This window comes from Ruegeria sp. BJ3, from assembly GCF_056535665.1.
Window position 1 is genome coordinate 2,088,254 of the sequence record NZ_JBQFIT010000001.1, and the last position, 22,149, is coordinate 2,110,402.

The window sequence follows — 22,149 nt, forward strand, 5'->3', positions numbered from 1 at the left end:
AAGCAATCAGGGGCTACGGCTCCGCCTGAGAACCGACTAGGTGCCCACCGCATCCAGCAGCGCGCCCCGGACTGCGTCTACCATTCTGGCACGGGGTGACATTGCCACACTCGCAAGACCGACGATGCGTCGGGGTCCGAACTGCTCCAGAGGAATTTTTCTGAGCCGCAAATGGTCATAAGACGCCAGACGATTGTCAGGTATGATCGAGACTCCGAGTTCAGCGGCGACCATGCTTGATATTGCCTCGAGGCCTTCAAGCTCCATGGCGTCTTTGACTTCTATGCCCATCCTTTGCAACCAGGTCTCGATCTGCCTCCCCACAACCGCGTCGCGAGTGAACCGAATAAACGGCAACGCGCCGAGCAGTTCTTCGGGAGAAAGGTCCGGAGTATTTTCCGAGACGAGCAGGACCAGTTTCTCGGTCACGATTTCCGAGAACTCCAGCGACTTCGGCAGGATATCCGGGCGTGAGATGATTGCTGCGTGAACCTGCTTGCGGTCCAGCTGCAACAGCAGTTGATTGGTCAAGCCCGGAACAAGTCTGACACGCACGTCAGGATGTTCTGACTTCAGCCTTGATAACGCAGCAGGCACCAAACCCGTCAAAGTCGTTGGAACTGCACCCAAGATTATCTCGCCGGCAAGTTCCTTGTCTGATCTCACCTTGTCGGTCAGGCCGTCATAGGCGGCGACGACCGCCGCCGCTTCTTCAACAAGCATGAGCCCCGCACTGGTCAGTTTGGGTGTCTTCGCCGACCGGTCAAACAAGTCGAGCCCCCACATGACTTCAAGGTTCCGCATCTGATGGCTTACCGCCGACGGCGTCAGATGCTCGGCCTCCGATGCGGCTCGAAAGCTTCCATGCCGATGTATTGCGATCAGAGTTCGCAACGCTCGAATGCTCATCTCAAAGACCTCGCCACCTTTGTCCGGGTCCACAATAGGTGAGAGATTTTCACCGATGGATCAAATCATTTTCGTTTTTGTTCACATTTTTTGATCTGTACCCTGCGCGAAACATGCTCAATGAAACAGCGCCCCGAGGTCCCCATGGTTGCCCCAAAGTCCAACACCTACACGTCCATCGTTGCCAAGCCTTTCGCCCCGAACCTCGGGGCCGAGATCTATGGGGTCGATTTGAGCCAGCCTGTGCCCGACGAACAGTTCGCCGAAATCCGCGATGCCTTTCACACCTATCAGGTTCTGTTCTTCAAAGAGCAGAAAGAGATACCGCCTGCGCAGCACATCGAGTTTGGGAAACGCTTCGGGCCGCTCCACGCACACCCCGCAGCCCCAACGATGGAAGGGTATCCGGAGATATTCGAGATCCATGCCACCAAAAATTCAAAGGTAGCCAACGGTGAGTTCTGGCACTCGGACGTGTCATGTGATGAGACGCCGCCATTGGGAACAATGCTTCAGATCCACATTGCCCCTCCTTGCGGCGGGGACACCATGTTCAGCGATATGTATGCGGCTTACGATGATCTGTCCGAACCGATCAAAAGCATGCTCGGCGGCCTGTCCGCCCTCCACAGCTCCGAGCACATATACAAGGGCCGGTACAGCGACCGGGGCCAAAAGGACGCCGATATTGATTGCCCCGAAGCAATTCATCCGATCGTCAGAACTCACCCCGAGACAGGACGAAAATCGCTGTTCGTCAACCGAACGTTCACAACGAAGATTATCGGCTTGTCGGACAAGGAAAGTGAGGCGATCCTCAACATGCTTTTCGAGCATGCCGAACAGATCAACTATCAAATCAGGTTCCGGTGGTCGCTCAACGATATGGCGTTTTGGGACAATCGTTGCTGTATGCATCGTGCCATCTGGGACTATTGGCCCGCGGAACGAAAGGGGCGGCGTGTAACCGTGAAAGGCGACCGACCCGTCTAGTTCTGACGGGACGGGATTTCACGGTCGAAGAAACCATTTTGGGAGCGCGAAGTGCGAGCTGCAGTCGTCAGAGAGTTCAACGAGGACCTTTCGATTGAAACGGTCCCGGACCCAACCTGCCCCAACAACGGAGTGGTCTTGGAGGTCGCCGCCTGCGGCGTGTGCCGCTCGGACTACCACGGCTGGTCCGGTGCCCACCCGAAAGTTCAAAACGGCTCCATCCTAGGGCACGAATACTGTGGCACCGTGGTCGAGGCCGGGTCCAATGCGAAACACAAAGTGGGTGATCGCCTCATCGCCCCATTCATCCTAGGGTGCGGCAGTTGCCATGCCTGTCAAACCGGAGTGTCGAATACCTGCGCCAACCAGATCGTTCCCGGATTTGGCGCACCGGGCGCCTATGCGGAATATGTTGCGGTGCCCTTTGACCATAACTTGGTTCACTTGCCAGACACACTCTCCCCTGCCCTCGCCGCCGGCCTGGGCTGCCGCGTCACCACCGCATGGCATGCTTTGACGGACCGAGCAGATGTTGCTGCGGGCGAATGGGTTGCCGTCCATGGAACCGGTGGAATTGGTCTGTCCGTTCTCTTGCTTGCGAAAATGCTGGGATGCCGGGTTGTCGTGGTGGATGTGGTCGATGAGAAACTCGAGCACGCAAAACTCCACGGCGCGGACGCGACGGTCAATGCATCCAAAGAGGATGCGGCGACCGCGATCCTGGATATCACCGGTGGAGGAGCGCAGGTTTCCATCGAAGCTCTGGGCATCGAAACAACGACGAACGCTTCGCTGGAGTGCCTCGCGATCTTGGGCCGTCATGTACAGATTGGGATGCCGTCGGGTGAAGGTTGGATGCGCATGAACATGCGCGCGATATATTCCAAACAGCTCTCGGTTTATGGCACCCGGGGCATGCCGTCCTGGAAGTACCCGCGTCTGCTTGGACTGATCGAGCGGGGTAACGTTGACATACAGCCGATGGTGGCCCGAGAGGTCCGCCTTGAGGATGCCAGCGGTGAGCTTCGCGCGATGCGTGGCCCGACCTCGCCCGGCACCGCCGTAATCACAAGTTTTCGACCTTGATTGGGTGCCTGTGCCTTGCAGGATGCACGCGGACCCAAATAGTTAAAGTATTTAAAAATAATAACTTAAGGCGAGTAACGTCGTTTGCCCGGGCTGTCGCCACACACACGCCAAAACACTGTTCCCGAAAAATATTGTGAAGCCGTTTCAACAAGAAAAGCCCGCCCAAACAGTTTTGGTCGGTCCAGGCGGGCTTGCCTATCAGAGAATGAAATCACCTTCGTCTAGGCTGCTTGCGCGGACGCCGAACAACGAGATTTCCGTGTCTCCCAAATCGATCTTGGTCTTGAAGAAACGGCCGCTGATCGCATCCTCGACTTCCTCGTAACCTGTGAAGCCATAGGCGCTGAGGTCGATCTTGTCGCGACCTGCGCGAAAGCCGAACACAGTGTCATGACCGCCGCCTTGTTCGAAGACGAAGCTGTCAGAGCCCGAGCCGCCGATGAGTTTGTCGTTTCCGGCGCCGCCCGCGATCTCGTCGTTTCCGCGGCCGCCGAAGATGATGTCGTTTCCACCCTCGCCGTTCAGGGTGTCGTCACCCTTACCGCCGAAAACTTTGTCCCGACCGTCACCGGCGAGAACCAGATCGTCACCACTTCCTGCGAAAACGATATCGTTGCCGCCTTTGGCATCGATCAGGTCATTGTCCCGACCTGTGCGGATAACTTCGCGACCGTCGTCTCCGATGACGAAATCGACTGCCCCTGAACCGTCAGATTGCAGTAGATCGGCGGGCAGCAGAACGCCGTTCAACACATGGATCACACCGTTAGACGCCTGAATGTCGGTCGCGATGAGGCTTGGATCCTGAACGTCCGGATCGGCATCGACTAGGGTAAGGGTCTCGGCATCCACACCAATCGTTCCGCCCTGGAGCGTTTCGATTTCCTCAGACGCCAGAACCTGGCTGGCCTGCAGGCTTTCACCCGAGACATGGTATGTCAGCACCGTCGTCAACAGCTCGATGGGATCGTTTCCGCCGTTGAGCAAACGCAGTGCGTCAACAAGGTATGCAAACGCTCCGCCCTCATCGCTGCCTTCGTATCCCAGTGAGTTCGAGAGCGCGATAAACGCGTCATCGGTCGGCGCGAAGGCGGTAAGGTCGGCATTCGGGTCATTAAGGGCGCCCGCCAGATCAGCCGCGATCAGAGCTTCTCGGAGAATGTCGAAATCACCTCCGTTTTCGTCAAAGCCGGATGCGCCGCTTACCGCCAGAACGGTTTCCGTAATCGTCGGGGCGTCATTGCCTGGCAGATCGATCGGCAGCAGAACGCGATCAATCACGTGGACCACGCCATTGTCCGCCAGGATGTCTGTCTGCACCAGCGACGGATTGATGAGGTCCGGCTCCAGATCGCCAAGTGTCGGTAGTTCGGACGCATCGATCACTCCGCCCTGAAGTGAGGTCACCGAACCCGCCGACGCAATCTCGGACGACCCTTGGGTGCCAGCTGCAACATGGTAGGTGACGATCGTCTCAAGCAGCGTTGCGGTTTCCACCGGATCTTCGTTCAGAGAGGTCAGAAATGCGGTTACGGCTGCGGTGTCAGTAACGTCGCCCGCAAAACCCAGATCAGCTGCAAGCTGCCCGAATGCCGCGTTTGTCGGGGCAAAAACCGTGTAGGTCGCAGAAGGGTCACCGGCAGTTCCACTGAGGACACCAAGGTAGTCAGTCCCCTTCTGGTCATCGATAAAACCTATTGCTGCGACAAGAATGCTAAAGCTTGGATTTCCTGCGGCAATTCCTGCAATTGTCGTCATATTTTCCTCCACCTGAGATTTGCAAGCCAATGATTGGCTTACCGCTGGTACGGAGCGCACAGGCCGTTCGGATCAAATATTTCTGAATCACGATATGTCCCCGGCGGTACCGTGTGGATCGTTCCCGCGCCCACTGAGGCCGAAACCAAAAAAGAAATCCAACCGGGTCAGATCAGCGTATCGGTCATCAGTTGAGAACAAAGGTGACGGCCAATGGGAAAACCCAAATTCGTAGTCGAGACGGGGCGTCAGGAACTTCGCGAAGTGCGTCGAGAAAGCTGGCGGCTGTACGTTTTTGTCGGTGTTCTCAGTTGCTTCACCAACCTTCTGATGCTGACCGGGCCATTGTACATGCTGCAGGTGTACGACCGGGTATTGGGCAGCCGATCGGTGGAAACGCTGGTCGCTCTCTCGGTGCTTGTTGCGTTCTTGTACGGCATTCTGGGCCTGCTTGAATATGCTCGGGGAAGGATTTTCGGACGCGTCGCGGCGCGTTTCCAGGCACGCCTTGACCGTCGGGTTTTCGAAGCTGTGCAGCGTAAGGCCTCGGTCGCTCCGGACGATCAAACGGAAACCGGCCTGCGCGATCTTGAGGCTGTTCAGCGGCTTCTGTCATCTCCGGTTCCAATGGCCTTTTTCGACGTATTCTGGACGCCCGTTTTCCTCTTGGGCATCTGGATATTCCACCCGTGGCTTGGCGCTGTTGCTGCGTTGGGTGGTTTGCTCATCTTGGCACTGACGGGTTTGAACCGAGTTTTTTCGGCACGGCCCATGTCGAATGCCAGCCGTGCTGTCGCCTCGTCCGAAGCAATGTCCAACCAGCTGCGGAACGAAGCCGAAATCGTTGAGGCGATGGGTATGCGCGATGCGACCTTCACGCGGTGGAAGACGTTGCGCGACCGGGCGCTGAAGGAGCAGATCCGCTCGGCTGACGTAAGCGGCAGCTTTGCGAACGTAACAAAGACTTTCCGGTTGTTTTTGCAGTCAGCCATCCTTGCCGTTGGTGCATATCTTGTGCTTCAGGGGGAACTGACTGCAGGCGCAATGATTGCCAGCTCAATCCTGCTGGGCCGAGCGCTGGCACCGATGGAGCAGCTTGTGGCGCAATGGCAGTTGGTTCAGACCGCAAAAAGAGGCTGGGACAATCTGGCCGAACTGCTCGGCACCGTACCGCCCGAACGTGTGAATACGCGACTGCCGAAACCCAAAGCCAAGTTGGTTGTTCAAAACCTGACCGTCTTTCCGCCGAACTCACGGCAAGCCGCTCTGAAATCCGTTTCGTTCAGCGTGAACCCAGGCGAAGCAGTTGGCTTGATTGGATCATCCGGCGCGGGGAAGTCCACACTCGCCAGATCCTTGACTGGCGTATGGCGTCCGCACAGCGGCACAATCCGACTGGATGGCGCCGCGCTGGATCAATACGGCTCGACCGAACTTGGCAGCCTTATCGGCTATCTTCCGCAGCGGTTTCAGCTGTTCGACGGCACCATTGCCGAAAACATTGCCCGAATGGCGCCCGAGCCGGACGATGCCGCCGTCGTGGCAGCCGCAAAGAAAGCAGATGCGCATGAGATGATACTGCGGCTCGCTGATGGCTACGACACCTACGTATCGGCGAACGGAGGGCAACTGTCCGGTGGTCAGATGCAACGTATCGGCCTTGCCCGCGCCATGTACGGAGACCCCGTGCTGCTCGTGCTGGACGAACCAAATTCAAACCTCGACGTCGAAGGCAGTGCCGCGGTCAATCGCGCAATTGAAGAGTTCAAGGCAAACGGAAAATCCGTGTTGATCGTGGCCCATCGACCGGCCGCAATCCAGGAATGCGACAAGCTGATAATGCTGGAAAACGGCACCGTCCGGGACTTCGGCGCCAAGAAAGACGTGCTTCGGAAACTCGTTATCAACCACGAACAAATCGCAAAAACCGCCAGACAGGGAGGCCTGAAATGAAACCGGAACGGTCCGACATCAACTCGTCCCTGTCGTGGTCTGCGCGCGGACCAGTACTCGTGGGTCTTGCAGGCCTGATACTGTTGCTTGGGGGCTTTGGATATTGGTCCTTCACGACCAATATTGCCGGGGCAATCGTTGCCAGCGGCCGAATTGAAGTCGATCAAAATCAACAGGTTGTGGAACACCCCGATGGTGGCGTGGTCGCCGAGATACTTGTCGACGAAGGGTCCTTGGTCGAGGCCGGTGACGTCCTGATCAAGCTGGCATCCAATGACCTTGCTACCAAATTGGCGATCGCCGAAAAAGAGCTTTACGAACTCATGGCCCGCCGTGGTCGTCTTGAGGCGGAAAGAGACGGAACCGAAGAAATCCGATTTGATCCCATACTTCAGCAAGCCGCATCTTTGGACAGCGACATCGCGGACTTGGTCTATGGTCAGGAACGTTTGTTTGCGGCGCGCAAGGAATCCATCGCGCAGGAGATTGATCAGCAACTCAAAAGGGTTGGTCAGATCGACAGCCAGATTGTCGGGATTGATGCTCAAAAACTGGCGCTTGCCACTCAGCTGGACCTGATACGAAAGGAACTGACGGATCAGGAGTCCTTGTTTGAACGCGGATTGGCGCCCGCATCCCGCGTCCTGTCATTGCAACGGGAAGAAGCACGCCTGAGCGGCACGATGGGTGATCTGACCGCCCGTATCGCGGAATCCGAAGGGCGAAAGACCGAAATCGAGATTCAAATCCTCAAATTGCAAAGCAAACGTCGCGAAGATGCCATTACCCGCCTCAGGGACCTACGGTATCGGGAACTGGAGTTGCGCGAGGAAACGACGAATATTGCAGAGCGTATCGCAAACCTTGAAATCACGGCACCGGTCTCTGGGGTCGTACACGGATTGAACATCTTCAGCCTTGGTGCGGTCGTGAAACCGGCCGATCCGGTATTGTACCTGGTTCCGCAGGATCGTCCGCTGATCATAAGTGCCCGCGTCGACCCCATTCACGTCGACCAGATGTTCGTGGGACAAGATGTCGTTTTGCGCTTCTCGGCCATGGATCAGCGCAAGACGCCTGAATTGACAGGACGGGTCACCCTGGTTTCTGCGGATGCGTTCGAGGAGGCTTCGACAAACCAGACCTACTACACGGCCGAGATCGCACTGAATGCCGGAGAGCAGAAAAAACTGCCCGCGGAAACACCTCTGGTCCCTGGAATGCCGGTCGAAACCTTCATACGGACGCAGGACAGAACACCGATTGCCTACCTGATCAAACCGTTCAGCGACTATTTTGCGAAAGCGTTTCGTGAGACTTGAGTGTTGGCCCTATGTCGCCGTCAAATCAAGCCACGATCGATTGACTTAGGTTTTTCTGGCCCAGCACGGGAAACCTGTGTGTTGCGACTGGCACGAAGATAATCCCGCTTCGCTCTTGAATAAACGCCAAGGCAACTTCATCAACCTGAGCTCGGCTGTTTCCTGCAGAGCACCCTGCCGCCTGCAGCGCCCATCACTCCAGAAAGTCGGAGACCAGACGCTGGAATAGTTCAGGCTTCTCGGCATGAACCGCATGGGCGCAACCCGGCACGACCGCAAGCGAGGTCTTGGGGATTTCTTGCCAAAGCATATGAGTCTGACTCCACGGATAAGTCCGATCCCGATCGCCCCAAAGCACAAGTGTTTCCTGCCGGAATTGGCTAAGGTTCTGCTCTCCGGACCAGGAGTACATAGCGTCCAGGCCGGCGTTTATTGCAGCCAGTTTACTTTGCGCGGCGACGGCGGCGCAGTGCTCAAACCCTTGTGCGGCTTCACGATCCAGAAACCAAGTTGCAGCGATCCTATGGGCGGTTGCGGCAGGCGATTTCCTGAGAGATCATGACGCCCATCGAGCGCCCCAAAAGGTGGTGCCACGTCAGCCCGAGGTCGTGGAGGCGCTGCATCACCCAATCCGCCGTGCACAAGGGCACCCAAAAGCCGTTCAGTTAAAGGTGCAACTTCTGTACTTCCATCGAAGTAGCACATCATTGGTCAACGACAGGCTTTCTCGATCAACGCAATAGGTCAGTATGCACCCGCACAGGCGATGATACAGGACACTCGGCAGCCATCCGTTGAAGTCGGTTCAACTTCTGCAGCGCGACCCAACCGGAGCGTTTGGTCGAGCAGCCACGCATTGCCATAACCACGTTGTCCGCAGAATTTCAGACGGCATCAACGCTACAGATCGAACGGTCTAATACCCGGATCGATGAGCGACGAGACCTGGCTCAATCAGACGGCATTTGCGCCGTTGGTGTCGACATGGAAATCGCTCGTTCCTCATCCGTCATATCTTCGGCAATCCCGTCAAAGAGCGGTGTCGAAAGATACCGCTCGCCTGTGTCGGGCAGCATCACCAGCATCACCGATCCGTCCGGGGCGCTTTTGGCCACTTCCATTGCGATGGCAAATGTGGATCCCCCTGAGATTCCGGTGAAGATCCCCTCCTCTGCGGCCAGACGCCTGGACCAGGCAATACCATCCGCTCCGGCGACGGGAAGCAGGTCATCATAATAAGCATTGTCCAGAGCTTCCTGAAGCACATACGGGATGAAGTCGGGCGTCCAGCCCTGAATGGGATGCGGCTCGAAGGCCGGATGGCTCTCAGTGGGCTGATGGGCCTCGTTGCGGGTGTTCACGTAGCCAGACCCGACAATCGCAGCGTTTGCAGGTTCGGTAAGGATAATCTTGGTGTCAGGGCGATCGCGCTTGAGAACGCGCGACACGCCCGAAACGGTACCGCCTGTTCCATAACCGGTGATCCAGTAATCAAGCCGCTCTCCTTCGAAATCGCTTAGTATTTCCCTCGCTGTCGTGGCCTCGTGGATGTCGGCATTGGCGCTTGTCTCGAATTGGCTGGCGAGAAACCAGCCATTTGCCTCGGCCAACTCCTTGGCCTTGGAGTACATCCCAAAACCCTTGAGCGCACGAGGCGTGAGCACAACCTTGGCCCCAAGAAACCGCATCAACCGGCGGCGTTCCACCGAGAAGCTGTCAGCCATAGTGACCACAAGCGGATAACCCTTTGCGGCACATACCATCGCAAGACCAATCCCGGTATTTCCCGAGGTAGCCTCGACGACCGTTTGCCCGGGTTTAAGCCGACCTTCCCTTTCACCAGCTTCGATGATGTTCAGCGCAAGGCGGTCCTTGACCGAGCCCGCGGGGTTGAAGGCTTCAAACTTGACGTAGACCGTCACGTTGGCCGGCGCGATTTTGTTGATGCGAATGCACGGCGTGTTGCCGACCGTGTCCAAGACGCTGTCGTATAGACGGCCGCGCCCCGATGTGGTTCGAATTTCCATCTGCCCCTCCTACTTATCCACTTTTCTTCAAATGCGACGAAGACTGCCACAAGCGCGATGCAATTGATAGAACGTCGACAGCACAGCAGAAGAACGGACCTTCTCGAAGCACGAGCAAGTCAGACACGCGTGACCCAATTTCTTGATCGATTAGATTGCCCTAGAGTTGCCGCCATTAGGCTCAATCGTCTGGACCGCCGAGGGCCATTGAAGCGATTTGCCTGGAGATGACTGCCGCCTTCTGCATCGATAAACTTGCCCGTAAACCGGACGCGCTGACCTGGGCGCCTGACCGAACCTTCGAGAACGTGGCTCACTCCAAGCACTCGACCGATTTCCCGGATAGGGGGCGAGGTTGCGCGTCTCCGCTCTCACAGGCCCTCTCCGAAGCCACTAAAGCTGAGAGCCGATTGGCAAAATACTGAAAAATCCAGCTACGATATGATCCCATGCCGAACCGGTTGGTTCTGAGTCATATTCGAGAACTTCTCCGTTCTCGCCCCGGGTTCTCCATTTAAGTTGGCCAGCACTCTCCAGCGTCACATGATATGTATATGCTGGAAGCGCATCGTCCAAAGCACCCATGGTTTGTGCGGTCAGCGCCGGAGAGTCGATGAGAATGCCCATTTCCGTGTTAATGTTGACTGAACGAGGGTCCCAATTGAACGAACCGACAAACAGATATCGGTCATCGACAGCGAACGCTTTGGAATGAAGACCTGACCGAGATTGAGCCCAGTTTATTCCACGACGTTGGACCTGATAAGCGTCAGGCCGCAATTCATAAAGCTCGACCCCACCGCGCAGCAACGCCCGGCGTTTCTTGGCGTAGTGCGCATAGACTGGCGCTACGTCGTTTGAAGCAAGCGAGTTGGTTACGACTTTGACTTCGACACCTCGGTTTTCCAGTTCGGTCATCCACTTCACGCCGTTGTTGCGCGGCACGAAGTAGGCCGAAACGATATTGACCTCCCTGTCAGCACCTTCGAAGTAAGGCAGCAGTTGCGACGCGAGAATTGGATCTGAGTTATCAAGCCCTGCGGCTTTGGAAGGCGGGTCGGCGTAGAGTTTTGCAGGCACCCAATCCAAGGAAAGCGTGCCGTCTGCAAAGCTCTCCCTTGCAGATTTTCTGAGAGCTTCGCCGTACTGGGTCCGCTTTGCCGCCTCCACGAGCTCATTCAGTCTGCTTCGCGCTTGGCCAAGCGAAAATTCTTCAGGTTGCCCGACGACCACGCGGGCCGGAACCGCGAACTCACTGTTCCAATATTCGTCAAAACTTTTGGAAACTTCATTTACGACGGGACCGGCTGCCAGAACATCCAGATCCGCATAGTTCATTTCCTCCCGTGCCAGGAAGTACTCGGCGCCTATATTCCGGCCACCGACAATTGTGAACACATTGTCTGCGGTCATCGACTTATTGTGCATTCTGCGATTGATCCGCTTGAAATCCGTGAGCCCGGCGATAATCAGGCTTTGATTGCGCCAGAAAGGATTGAACAGACGGATTTCAATATTCTCGTGGTAGTCCAATGCGGCTGTCATCGCGTCATATCCGGATGTGTCCATGTCATCCAAAAGCAAGCGAACACGTACGCCTCGGTCCGCCGCCTGCAAAAGACTGGCCGCAAAGAGATGACCTGTCGGGTCGTTATGCAAAAGGTAGTATTGAGCGTCGATCGATTGTTCAGCTGCTGCAGCGAGTAGAAGCCGTGACACCAAGGCTTGTTCACCGTCGCTGATCAATTTGACACCGGACCGGCCGTCTTTTGGGTCCCCAAGCCGGGTCGCCGCCTGCCCAAGTGCGTTGTTTGTCCTAGCCGAAAATGAAACCGAATTAACCTTCTCATATGTACGAACTTTCGGGGTACAAGCGACAAGAGCGAATGTGCAGAACGCACAAAACATGATTGTCCAAGGCTTCATCGACTTCCTCCGCTCGTCGCTCATAGGTGACTACGCCAAGAGGCACGATTGCAAGTATGTTCCGAGAAAGGTGGGGAGGTTTCTTGGAGTCGTGTCGTTCCAGAGGAATTGCGGCTCAAAGCCAGTCAGCCTGTCATACTAAAAAATTTGATCGCCTGACGAAGCACCCTGTCCAAAATCGCAAGGCAAACCGCAACCTCAGAAGCTCTGAATTTGGAATGTGCACAGAAGACAAGATATACGGGCGCGAAGTCAGGGTTCGTTCTATCGACGCGTTCTAAATAGCCCGAGCTATTGGGCAAACGGCCGATAGCTCCAATGAGCGGTCACAAAGCAATTCCGCGAAGGGCCGCTTCGAGCCCAAAATTTCGATGCTGCAAAACAAACAAACAAAAATTAGTGCACTGCTCCCTGGCATTGGACCGCCGAAAGCTGGATTTTTCCTGGACCAGTGCAGGCAGAGCAACTGAGGATCAGGCAAGCGGGAAATTAGGGTTGGCTTTCTTTGGCCGCACCGTAAACGAAGTCAAACAACGACGGCACAAGGGCGTCTAAACCAACCACAACACAAGGCAACATGCGACGGAACCTAGGGACAGGCTTCCGACAACCAGTTGCAAGTGGAAGCGAGATGCCGGTTGGGCGCTGTGCGCTTCCAATCGGGAATACACGCGGCGGGCGTTCATCCACGCTCCCCAATAGATCAGCAGCGAGATCAACACAAAAAGAGTGGCTGCGGCTTTCGCCAGCCACTCGGGCTCGACGGCGGAAAATACGGCCTTGAGGCCAAGGGCGATGGCCACGCATGCCATTCCGGTTCTCATCCATCCCGCAAATGTGCGCTCATTTGCCAAAATGGTGCGATCTTCGGCCCAGTCGGTCCGCTCCTCGGCCAAGTTTTGGCTTTTCGTGTTTTTTTCAGACATTGCCGCCCTTTGGACTAGTCACCAGATCGGAATGTGCAGGCTTGCCGGTTTTTCGGCTAGCCTGCACAAGACCTTAAACGCGCACAGTTGGGTCGCAAAACGACACACGCGCCCGGTCACCGCGTCAGCTTGATTTCGAGATCGCCCGCAGCATCCAAGCTGCCTGCTCATGAAATGCCGAACGTTCGGTCGCCAGATCTTCCGTCACGACGTCTTTGCGCCTTCCTGCAAGCTCGGTCAGGGCGTGCAGGCGGTGCGCCGCCCGCTCGTGATCAGCAGCCAGATCTTCGATCATTTCGGCGGCGGACAGGTCCCCTTCGCGATCCTTGATGGCCGAGAAATCCAGGATGTCGGACATCCGCGAGGGCGCCAGATGGCCCAGCGCGCGAATGCGTTCCGCGATCTCATCAGCGGCGGCGAACATGTTTTCGTACTGTTCTTCCGTCAGCTTGTGGATCGAATAGAACAGCGGGCCCTCCGCGTTCCAGTGATACGCATGAGTCTTGAAAGTCAGCCGGTAGGTGTCGGCCAGAACATCAGCCAGACCCTTGGCCAAGGGCGCGGTGTCGCGCACGCCAGTCGAAACGGGGTTTTCGTTCGGGACAACGTTCAATGCGTCGGTCATGACAACTCCTTTTTTCTACTGGGGAAGAAACGGCCAAAGGCGGATTTGGTTCCACTTTCGACGAAAATAATCAGGTGACAGTGGGCATCCCGCCATCAGCCGAATAGTCGACCGACACCCGCAGCAATGTCGGAACGGCGACGTCGGCAGCCGCCTGCAGAGCAGGAGCAAGTTTGCTGTGGCTTTCGATGTCGTGGTAGACCCAGCCAAAGGATCGGGCAAGTGACTCCCAATCGGGGTTGCCGAAGGAAAACTCGCGCGCACCTGGCTGTTTTTCGTCGATCAGACCATAGCCGTTGTCTTCCCAGACCAGAACAGTCACGGGCACGCACAACCGGGCCGCCGTCTCCATCTCCTGAACGTTCATCAGGAAGTCCCCATCACCGCAAACGGCGATCACCCGACCCTCGTCCAACAGGCGGGCAGCCTCGATCGCTCCGGGCAGCGCAAGGCCCATACCGGCCAGGCCGTTCGGAATGATGATTTGACCCGCTCGGCGTGCTTGAACCTTGCTGGCGACCCAAAGTTTGTGCAGGCCCACGCCAGACAACAGAACGTCGCTTTCGCGAAGCGTCTCGGAAATCGCCTGACAAATGTCCGACGGCGCGACGCAGGCGGCATCTGTAGCTGTTGGTCCACCCTCCAGCGAGGCGTCAATCCTCCGCTGGAGACCTTTGAACCAGCTTTGCGTGGGACGTTCGGCGGTGGCCTTGGCCAGAACGTCGATGCAGTGCGGAAGATCCCCAGTCAGAGCGGCCTTTACCGGCCAGTCCACATCAACAGTCGAGGCCACGTCCGTGATCTCGAGTACCGGCTTCTTACCGCCCATCGAGATGTTCGAGGGTGGATATTCAACCGGGTCAAACCCGATGGCAATGATCAGGTCGCACAGGTCGAAGGCTTCTGATGCCAACTCCTTGCCCGGCTGACCGATCGAATGCAGCGAGAGCGGGTGCCCCGGAGGCAAAACGCCTTTGGCCATGAATGTCGTGACGACCGGGGCAGACAGGCTTTCCGCAAGTGCCCGAACGTCGCTTGCGGTGCCGGATCGGATCACCCCGTGTCCTGCGAGGATCAAGGGCTTTTTCGCCTCGGCCAGCAGGCGCGCGGAACGGATGACCGCATCGGCCGCCGGTCGCACCTCGGCTGGCGGCGGCGCCACGAAAGGTTCGGCCAGAATCGGGACCTCGGCCAGATCTTCGGGCAGGGAAAGATGGACGGCTCCGGGTTTGTCGAGCTTGCTCAATCGCACGGCCTCGGCCACGACTTGGGGAATTTCATCCGCGACCATCAGCGTTCGGCTCGACTTGGTGACTGGCGCGAAGAGCGCTTCGAGATCAATGATCTGATGGCTTTCGCGGCCCAGCCTGGACCGCGCGCCTTGCCCCGTGAGGGCGATCAGCGGCACATGGTCAAGCGTGGCGTCAGCCACACCGGTGACAAGGTTGGTCGCTCCAGGTCCAAGCGTCGAAAGGCAAGCCGCCGGGTTCCCCGTCAACCGACCGTGAACCGATGCCATGAACGCCGCCGACTGCTCGTGCCGGCACAGGACGAAGTCGATGCTCGACTGGTCGATTGCGGCGATCAGATCGGTTGTTTCCTCACCCGGAACACCGAATGCACAGGTCACGCCGTTGGCCTCGAGGCAGGCAATCAGCAATTCGGCGGCGGTTTGGGTATGGACGGCATCTTTCATGGGGCTTTGAACCTCGGGGTACTGTTTCAGGGAGTGCGGATGCGCCGGAGTTTACCCACGGATCAGCCGCAAGATCAGCGAACCGATGAACAGGACCAGAAAGATCACGAAAAGGACCTGTGCGATACCGGCCGAGGCCGATGCGATGCCGCCAAACCCGAAGATGCCAGCAACGATAGCAAGTGCGAAAAAGATCAGCGCCCAAGACAACATGGGATTTCCTTTCATTTTTGTGACTACTGAGGGGTCAACGCTTGGAACCCCAGATTCGTTCCGGATCATTTTGGTGGAACCTTTGGCGACCGCCCGCGTTGGGTCGATGAAAGGAGATCTGACATGACACAGAAAACGGCGAAGAAGGCCCCTCAGGACACTCCCCATGTCGAGATGGCGGCGCGGATCGACGAAGCGGCCAAGGAGGCAAAATCAGCGTTGGAAGATGGCGTAACCGCAACGCGTGACACGTTGAAGACGGCGCGCGACGAGGCGCAAAAGCAGCTGACACAGACATCCGAGAAAAGTGCCGCATTCGTGCGCGAGAACCCGGGCTTGGCAATGGTCGGAGCGTTGGGCGTGGGTGTCCTGCTGGGCCTCGCGTTGCGCAAGGCGGACCGCGGTTAGAACACGCGGTACACCGCGACCGATATGGGCATCGAATACGTATTGCCGGCCATGCTCGGCTTGGGTTTGGCCGGTCTACTGATCTGGTTTTTCATCAGGAATCGCTGACAGCGCTATTCGTCAATGCCACGCCAACCAGCCCGCCATCCCAACGACCCAAAGCGCCTCAGCCGCGCTTTGGGTCTTCTTCTATTTCGGGTTTGATCTGGGCGTAGGCCAGCATCGTGAAGACAGCGGTTCCTCCGATGATGTTGCCGGCGAGAACGGGTAGGAAAAAGCTGAAAACGGCTGCGCCTACTGGCAACTGCCCCTGAAGCATCAGAACCGCCATTTCCACCGATCCGGCAACGACGTGGGTAAAGTCACCGGCCGCAATCATCCAGGTGAAGATTACAATGACCAGCACCTCGTTGTTTTGTGCCGATGGCAGCATCCAAACGATCGCCGCAATCAGGATCCCTGCCGGTATTCCGCGCAGAAAGCCAACCCGGGCGCCCATGCCGGTGGCGTGATGGCTCAGGTCGTTGATGACTGAGACGAGCTGGGGCGACAACACAGGCGTATGGATCAGGAAGGCAGATATCGCAAACGCCCCAAGCACATTGGCACCCAGAACGATTGCCCACAACCTCGCGGTTTTGGTGAAGCAGGCAACAGACGGATTAATCATGGCTGGAACGACGGTCGTTATGGTGTTCTCGGTGAACAACTGCATCCGCCCCAAAATGACCAGAACAAAGCCGAGAGAATAGCCCAGGTTCTCGATCAGGAACCGACCGCTGGTGTCGGGCAGATGTGCCCGCAAGATCGCTTCGCCCAGCACCGAAAAGCTGATCAGCACTCCTGCGGCAATCCCGGACCAGAACAACGCTTTGGTCGGCCGATCCAGTTCCTCCTCGCCGTTTTGGCGGATGGTCTCGAATATCAGGCGCGGAGACAGCCCGGACGCTTCTTCGACCGCTTCGCGCTCGCTTTCTTTCTCGACAAGATCTTTTCGCGGCGCTTCGTGTGTATCGGACATTTTGACCTCATGTATCGACCTTCAATCCCAACGTTCTGCCGGTCGTTTTGGTTCCGTCAGGCGAAGAAATCCTCAAGACTTCTACGAGAACAGGTACCACACCCAGATCTTTGTCGGGAACTTTCAGCCACCTATCGCGTTGTATCCTCGTAGGAACAACGACACGTAATTCGAAAGGAACTTCGGTATGGTGGAAGTATATGGCATTGGCGGTCTGATCGTCCTGGTTTTGTCGATCTGGGCCATTATCTCGATCATCGGTTCGTCTGCGACGACCGGTGCAAAAATCCTGTGGGTCCTTTTCGTTCTGTTGCTTCCGGTCATCGGATTCATCTGCTGGCTGATCTTTGGCCCGAAGGCCGCGCGCAGCGCGATCTGATCAGTTCGGAAATTGTCAGTACAAAACAAAGCGCGGCATCGGCCGCGCTTTTTTCGTTCAAGGATATTGGGGGCACAATGCGCCCTGCGCCGTTTCACCCAGGATCAGAACCGATCTTCAAGCCGTTCCCACTGAAATCAATGGATGCAATCGTGCGGGCAATATCCGCGGCCGTGAAAGGCCGTGTCAGAGCCGCGCATTCAAATTGAGCTTGCACCTCGGGGGACGGGTCCAACAGCAACAGTGCACTGCCGCGTTCAACCAACAGCCGCGCGACGGCGTTGAATGACGTCTCACTTCTGCGATAGCTCAGAACGCCTAAGACCGGGGCGAATTTGGGATCCTGCCAGAAGTGCCCACCCGCGTGCAGCTCGCGTATATGGACAATGCGATCGGGCGAAACTCCGGGGACGGCATCACTGATGTCCGCTGCTTCGATAAAGTTTTCCGTAACAATCAAAACATCTGCTACGCTGCGGGAAGAGACTTTCATCAATACCATCCTGAAATCTGTTCGATGCCACCGTAGGGCAATCCCGCAGCACCGCAATAAACTATGACACAGCAACGGAAAATTTCTCTGATCGCATGTGCGGACTGTCCGCTGAGGCAGATGGACGTCTTCCGGCCGTTCGCGGAAGACGACCTGCGGTTCATGCAGAGTTTCAAAACCGGCGAGATGCAGGCCGAACCCGGAACGCAACTGTTCATCGAGGGCACGAAATCCGCGCATCTGTTCACGGTTCTGAGCGGGATGGGCGTTCGTTACAAAACGCTCGAAAACGGTCGCAGGCAGGTCATCGGTTTTGTGCTTCCCGGCGATCTCGTCGGGCTGCAGGCTGGCGTCATGGGCGAGATGCGGCACTCCGTCGAGGCGACAACCGCGATGCGGCTGTGCTTGTTCAATCGCTCGCGGCTGTTCGAGTTATATCAGAACCAGCCTGATCGGGCCTTTGACCTGACATTCCTGGCAGCCGTCGAAGAGCATTTCCTGGGCGACGCCCTGACAACCGTTGGCCAGCGCGGCGCGATCGAGAAGATCGCGTGGAGCCTGCACCGCTTCTACACACGGTCCCAGGCCGTCGGATTGGCCAAAGGCTTGCGGTGTCCGCTGCCCTACCGGCAGCAGGATCTTGCGGATGCGTTGGGCTTGTCGCTGGTTCACACGAACAAGACCCTGCGCCGGCTGAAGGATCTCGGCCTGGCCGAGTGGGCCAACAATGTGCTGCAGATTAACGATCTTGAGGGTCTAGCCGAGCTTGGCTTGGTCGAAATCACCGAAGCCGTTCCGCGCCCGCTGATCTAAACGTGGCGGATGGACAGGAATAAAAGAACCGCCGACCGAAGAATCGGCCGGCGGCTTGACCACATACTTTGCGACTGAGCAGCCGGTTTACGACCCTTCGTAGGCCGGCATGTCCTTCAGCATCTCCTTGTCCGCGTGAACGAAGGCATAGGTGGTGTCACCATCGACTTCACGCATCAGCGACACGCGCGAGAAATCGATCAGAACATCCTTTTCCCCCAAGCCGAGGAACCCGCCGACGCCGATCACGGCCCCATCGACCGATCCGTCCATGTCGACGACAACCTCTTCGATCTCACCGATCCACTCTTGCGAGACGTCATAGACGCGCATGCCGGTCAGATCTTCGGCCGGGATGGTGCCTTGGGCAACGGGGACATAACCCTCGATGTCGATGGTGGTGGGATCAACTGCATCGGCCATCTGCCCAGCTTTTTCGCTGATGTACTCACCGGTTGCTTCGGCGGCCTGGTCGACGTCTTCCGCCGTGTTCTGCGCAGCGTTCTTGATGTCCTGCGCGGTATTGGACAGTGCATCACCGGCTGCCTCGGCTGCCTCTTCCAGATTCTTGCCGACTTCTTCGACATTCGAGCTTTCTGCATAGGCCGATGCCGACATCACCAGAACGATCGAAGTTGTGGTCAGAAAACGTTTCATAGCTCACTCCTTTGGTCTGTTCTGACCGCATTTCCCGCGGTCTTGTTGAACAAACGAATGACGCCGCGACTTGTTCCCAGAAAAATGCAAAAATATTTGTTTTAAAAAGAAAAAACCGCGCATCTGCGCGGTTCGACAAGTTGTGTCCAGATACTCAGACCGGGTGCAGCGGGTCGGAAGACCTGGATAGAACCATGTAGTGTTCGTCGTCGGGAATATTGCGTAGTTCAGCGAACGGAAAACTCAGGATAGCTGGTCGCCCGTCGATCAGGAGAAACCGCAGAGCCTTGGTGTCTGGGTCGAGCTCAATATCCAAAAATCTGCCCAACTCACCAGTCGAGTCAAACGCAGGGTTGCCCTGCAACTTCGTAAACCATCGGAAGTTGCTACCGGGTGGCGTGGGTTGGGGGCATTGGCGGAGGGCGTCATTCAGGACCGCCCCCATCACAACCGGCGCAATCGCGTTGCCGAACGGCCCTACGACCAGGGGCGGCAGGCCTTCGATGTCCACTGCCAGGGGATCTTCGTCGTCTTTGCGCTGGCGCAGATGATCCACTTGCTGTTGGGAAATCGCGCACGTTACCTCGCTTGCGCCAAGTTCGAGCGTATCGGCCGTGAACGCCACCGGGTCATTCCCTCCGGTGAGGCTCAGATTGACCAAGACGTACTCCAACTCGGTCTGCCCAGCGCGGATGGCGATATCGGAAACGCGACCAATTTCTTGGTCGGTTCCGGCTGGGACAACGGGCGTGTTGATGAGGTCAGACAGCTTCATGGCGGTGGTGATTTCGTATTGGGGTCGATCTTGGGAGCCGGTGGGGCGCCATTGACTTGATGCCGCCCCACGCGATGTGCGTATCCACCTTTGGGCTACATGTCCTTCATCAGGCGATCCACGATTTCCCGCACGTCTTCTTTCGAATCTCCGTATTTCTTCTGGATGATGCCTTCCAGTTGCTCGCGATCGCCCCGGGCTTGTTCGATCTCATCATCAGTCAAATCGCCGAAACGCTCGATCAGCTTGCCTTTGAATTCGGTCCAGCGTCCAAGAATTTGGTCCCAGTTCATCGTAATTTCCTTTCGATTGCTTCGTCGCTGTCAGTGAAACGCGCCAAACGCGAGCTGGTTCCGGGCGCCGGCGATATTTCTGCGTTGGCCCCGGAAAAAAAGGGGGTCGGGCAGTTACCGAACTTTGTCCTCAGTGGCGTTCGAACTGGTCTTGGGAACAATCTCGCCTTCCATGCGTTGGTGGACCGAGACCTCAACACAGGAGATCGAACCATGCCACGTCGAACCGAGACCACGGAGAACGCAAAAGCCCATGCCCAGGACTTGGCCGGCAAGGTCAAAGACACCGTGACCGCCGAGGCATCGGCCCGGGCCGAATCCTTGAAAGACAGCGCAGCGCAGGAGGCAAAGAGCGCCGCTCATGCAGCTGACGCAGCCGCCGATGCATTTCCCGACCAATCTGTGCAGCATCAGGTCCTGTCGAGGATTGCCGACAACATGGAGGCTGTGGCTGGGCAGGTGCGCTCTGCCGACTTGGCCAGTATGAGCCGAAAGGTATCTGATTTCGCTCGCGAAAACCCGCTGTTGTTCGTCGGATCGGCTGCCCTGGCAGGGTTTGCCGCAGCCCGTTTCCTGAGTGCGCGCAATACGGGCGCGGCCCAATCCGCATCTTTTGGTGCAGATCCGTGGGATATTGATCCGTCGCCGTTGCATGGGACCTCGGTCGATACCTCGGGCCACACCAGCGCGTTGGCGCGAATGAATGGTGGCCGCGATGCATAACCCCAACGATCTGCGATCTGCACCGGGGCTTTTGGCACACGCGCTCAAACATCTGTCGAGTTTGCTTCAGGCTGAGGCGAAGCTTGCCAAGGAGGAGTTCTCCCGAAACCTGACGCGAGCGGGCGTAGGGCTGGCCTGCATTGGCATTGCTCTGATCCTGTTGATGATCGCGCTGAACCTCATGGCAACAGCCCTGGTCGCGTATATCGCCGCCAATGGATTGTCGGTGGGTATGGCCTCGTTGCTCGTTGGCGCGGGCTTGGCACTAGTTGCTGCGTGCCTCGCGCTTTTTGGCCGGTCCCGCATGTCCGCCACCGCCTTGGTTCCCGAGCAAGCCATGAAAAACCTGCAGCGCGACATCGAAGCGATGAAGGAGTCCACCCATGTCTGACCTGACACCCCTTGAAACGCAGATTGCATATGAACGCAGCGCCCTTGCGCGCTCGCTGAATGCTCTGTCGGATACGCTGGCGCCGCAGCGCCTGGCCGACGAGGCGAAATCGACACTCGAAGCCTATGGCGGGCAGATCGGTGCGCAACTCTGGTCCGCGGCTCGAAAAAACCCGGCCGCCTTTGCTCTGTTCGGTGCAGGAGCAGCCCTTTTTGTTGCGGGTCCCGGGTCTGGCGCAAAAAGCACCCAATCCCCGCCCCAGGCCGTACCTCCGCAGCAGGCGTTCGACGGGTTTGACCGGCGTGTTGCCGACGCTGACAGCCGCATGAAACAGGAGATGACCGGTATGACTGAACACAGCCAATCTGCCAGCGTGCTGTCTGCAGCCTTGGATCGTGGTCTGGACAAGCTCTCACCCCAGGCCCGTGCCCGTGTGATCGAGGCGCGCAAGGCCGCAATCGGTGCGCAGCAAGCGGTCGAGAAGCGTGCGCAGAAGGCGGCAAAGGCCTCGCAAACCTTCGTTCATGATCAGCCGCTGGCGGCCGGAGCATTGGCGCTGGGCGTAGGTATTCTGGCTGGCGCTCTGCTGCCCAACACCCGCAAAGAGGACGAGTTGCTGGGCCATCGGCGCGATCAGCTGATGCGACACGCCCAAAGGGTTTTGAACGAAGAACTGGACAAGCTGCATGCCGCGGCCAACGCACGGCTGGATGAGGCGGCTGATCGGGCCTCTGACGCTTTGCGCAGTCAGTGAAGCGC

General features: G+C 57.4%; 23 protein-coding genes. 10 read left to right on the plus strand and 13 right to left on the minus strand.

From position 1 onward, the window contains the following. Positions 1-36: 36 nt before the first annotated feature. Positions 37-909, minus strand: a complete 873-nt coding sequence (locus ACR3EL_RS10455; RefSeq protein WP_170368239.1) for a LysR family transcriptional regulator — start codon at positions 907-909, stop codon at positions 37-39. A gap of 120 nt (positions 910-1,029) precedes the next feature. On the opposite strand from ACR3EL_RS10455, the gene ACR3EL_RS10460 reads away from it, so the two are divergent. Together ACR3EL_RS10460 and ACR3EL_RS10465 are read left to right on the plus strand one after the other, a co-directional pair. Beyond that, the gene (locus ACR3EL_RS10460) at positions 1,030-1,902 is read left to right on the plus strand and encodes a TauD/TfdA dioxygenase family protein (RefSeq protein WP_217358572.1); all 873 of its coding nucleotides are present in this window, start codon (positions 1,030-1,032) and stop codon (positions 1,900-1,902) included. A gap of 51 nt (positions 1,903-1,953) precedes the next feature. Continuing rightward, a complete protein-coding gene (locus ACR3EL_RS10465) occupies positions 1,954-2,988 on the plus strand; it encodes a zinc-binding dehydrogenase (RefSeq protein WP_480721512.1) in 1,035 nt (344 codons plus the stop codon). Between the two features lie 201 nt (positions 2,989-3,189). On the opposite strand, the gene ACR3EL_RS10470 is transcribed toward ACR3EL_RS10465, so the two are convergent. Continuing rightward, complete coding sequence (locus ACR3EL_RS10470) at positions 3,190-4,749, minus strand: fasciclin domain-containing protein (protein ID WP_170339280.1); 1,560 nt, start codon at positions 4,747-4,749, stop codon at positions 3,190-3,192. Between the two features lie 213 nt (positions 4,750-4,962). Here ACR3EL_RS10470 and ACR3EL_RS10475 point away from each other — a divergent pair, with 213 nt between their 5' ends. Together ACR3EL_RS10475 and ACR3EL_RS10480 are read left to right on the plus strand one after the other, a co-directional pair. Next, on the plus strand, positions 4,963-6,702 hold the full coding sequence (locus tag ACR3EL_RS10475; RefSeq protein WP_170339282.1) for a type I secretion system permease/ATPase: 1,740 nt from the start codon (positions 4,963-4,965) through the stop codon (positions 6,700-6,702). Further along, positions 6,699-8,024: an HlyD family type I secretion periplasmic adaptor subunit gene (locus tag ACR3EL_RS10480; RefSeq protein ID WP_170339489.1), complete on the plus strand. Its 1,326-nt coding sequence runs from the start codon at positions 6,699-6,701 to the stop codon at positions 8,022-8,024. Before ACR3EL_RS10475 ends, ACR3EL_RS10480 begins: the two co-directional genes overlap by 4 nt. 193 nt (positions 8,025-8,217) lie before the next feature. Here ACR3EL_RS10480 and ACR3EL_RS10485 read toward each other — a convergent pair whose 3' ends face one another. The 7 genes from ACR3EL_RS10485 to ACR3EL_RS10515 all read right to left on the minus strand — a co-directional run bounded on the left by ACR3EL_RS10485 (position 8,218) and on the right by ACR3EL_RS10515 (position 15,437). After that, on the minus strand, positions 8,218-8,334 hold the full coding sequence (locus ACR3EL_RS10485; protein WP_367646642.1) for an alpha/beta fold hydrolase: 117 nt from the start codon (positions 8,332-8,334) through the stop codon (positions 8,218-8,220). Positions 8,335-8,974: 640 nt separating this feature from the next. Further along, positions 8,975-10,051, minus strand: coding sequence for a PLP-dependent cysteine synthase family protein (locus ACR3EL_RS10490; protein ID WP_170339284.1), 1,077 nt, complete (start codon positions 10,049-10,051; stop codon positions 8,975-8,977). 393 nt (positions 10,052-10,444) lie between these two features. Then, positions 10,445-11,977, minus strand: coding sequence for a phospholipase D family protein (locus ACR3EL_RS10495; protein ID WP_170339286.1), 1,533 nt, complete (start codon positions 11,975-11,977; stop codon positions 10,445-10,447). Positions 11,978-12,528: 551 nt separating this feature from the next. Then, on the minus strand, positions 12,529-12,903 hold the full coding sequence (locus tag ACR3EL_RS10500; protein WP_170339287.1) for a YidH family protein: 375 nt from the start codon (positions 12,901-12,903) through the stop codon (positions 12,529-12,531). Positions 12,904-13,027: 124 nt separating this feature from the next. After that, the gene (locus ACR3EL_RS10505; RefSeq protein WP_170339289.1) at positions 13,028-13,528 is read right to left on the minus strand and encodes a Dps family protein; all 501 of its coding nucleotides are present in this window, start codon (positions 13,526-13,528) and stop codon (positions 13,028-13,030) included. A 70-nt stretch (positions 13,529-13,598) separates the two neighbouring features. Continuing rightward, the gene (locus ACR3EL_RS10510; protein WP_170339291.1) at positions 13,599-15,224 is read right to left on the minus strand and encodes an acetolactate synthase large subunit; all 1,626 of its coding nucleotides are present in this window, start codon (positions 15,222-15,224) and stop codon (positions 13,599-13,601) included. A 51-nt stretch (positions 15,225-15,275) separates the two neighbouring features. After that, positions 15,276-15,437, minus strand: a complete 162-nt coding sequence (locus ACR3EL_RS10515) for a DUF1328 domain-containing protein (protein ID WP_170339293.1) — start codon at positions 15,435-15,437, stop codon at positions 15,276-15,278. 123 nt (positions 15,438-15,560) lie between these two features. On the opposite strand from ACR3EL_RS10515, the gene ACR3EL_RS10520 reads away from it, so the two are divergent. Further along, positions 15,561-15,845: a hypothetical protein gene (locus tag ACR3EL_RS10520; protein WP_480721517.1), complete on the plus strand. Its 285-nt coding sequence runs from the start codon at positions 15,561-15,563 to the stop codon at positions 15,843-15,845. 166 nt (positions 15,846-16,011) lie between these two features. Here the strand turns inward: ACR3EL_RS10520 and ACR3EL_RS10525 are convergent, their stop codons facing one another. After that, positions 16,012-16,866, minus strand: a complete 855-nt coding sequence (locus ACR3EL_RS10525) for a formate/nitrite transporter family protein (RefSeq protein ID WP_170339297.1) — start codon at positions 16,864-16,866, stop codon at positions 16,012-16,014. A gap of 187 nt (positions 16,867-17,053) precedes the next feature. Between ACR3EL_RS10525 and ACR3EL_RS10530 the strand changes: the two genes are divergently transcribed. Next, entirely contained in the window at positions 17,054-17,245 is a 192-nt protein-coding gene (locus ACR3EL_RS10530) for a PLD nuclease N-terminal domain-containing protein (RefSeq protein WP_093961670.1), read from the plus strand. A 94-nt stretch (positions 17,246-17,339) separates the two neighbouring features. On the opposite strand, the gene ACR3EL_RS10535 is transcribed toward ACR3EL_RS10530, so the two are convergent. Beyond that, complete coding sequence (locus ACR3EL_RS10535) at positions 17,340-17,738, minus strand: hypothetical protein (protein ID WP_480721520.1); 399 nt, start codon at positions 17,736-17,738, stop codon at positions 17,340-17,342. 120 nt (positions 17,739-17,858) lie between these two features. On the opposite strand from ACR3EL_RS10535, the gene ACR3EL_RS10540 reads away from it, so the two are divergent. After that, complete coding sequence (locus ACR3EL_RS10540) at positions 17,859-18,551, plus strand: Crp/Fnr family transcriptional regulator (protein ID WP_480656803.1); 693 nt, start codon at positions 17,859-17,861, stop codon at positions 18,549-18,551. 87 nt (positions 18,552-18,638) lie between these two features. On the opposite strand, the gene ACR3EL_RS10545 is transcribed toward ACR3EL_RS10540, so the two are convergent. Next, positions 18,639-19,208, minus strand: coding sequence for a PRC-barrel domain-containing protein (locus ACR3EL_RS10545; RefSeq protein ID WP_170339302.1), 570 nt, complete (start codon positions 19,206-19,208; stop codon positions 18,639-18,641). A 154-nt stretch (positions 19,209-19,362) separates the two neighbouring features. Continuing rightward, positions 19,363-19,983 carry a PRC-barrel domain-containing protein gene (locus tag ACR3EL_RS10550; protein ID WP_170339304.1) on the minus strand — a complete coding sequence of 207 codons (621 nt, stop codon included), beginning with the start codon at positions 19,981-19,983 and terminating at the stop codon, positions 19,363-19,365. 56 nt (positions 19,984-20,039) lie between these two features. Between ACR3EL_RS10550 and ACR3EL_RS10555 the strand changes: the two genes are divergently transcribed. From ACR3EL_RS10555 to ACR3EL_RS10565, 3 genes are read left to right on the plus strand one after another with little or no spacing between them, the layout of a single operon-like run. Continuing rightward, positions 20,040-20,999 (plus strand): hypothetical protein, encoded by a 960-nt coding sequence (locus ACR3EL_RS10555; protein WP_480721523.1) that lies wholly within the window; start codon positions 20,040-20,042, stop codon positions 20,997-20,999. Next, on the plus strand, positions 20,992-21,390 hold the full coding sequence (locus ACR3EL_RS10560) for a phage holin family protein (protein WP_170339308.1): 399 nt from the start codon (positions 20,992-20,994) through the stop codon (positions 21,388-21,390). The genes ACR3EL_RS10555 and ACR3EL_RS10560 overlap by 8 nt, the downstream gene beginning before the upstream one ends. Next, entirely contained in the window at positions 21,383-22,144 is a 762-nt protein-coding gene (locus ACR3EL_RS10565; RefSeq protein WP_170339310.1) for a DUF883 family protein, read from the plus strand. Before ACR3EL_RS10560 ends, ACR3EL_RS10565 begins: the two co-directional genes overlap by 8 nt. Positions 22,145-22,149: the final 5 nt, after the last annotated feature.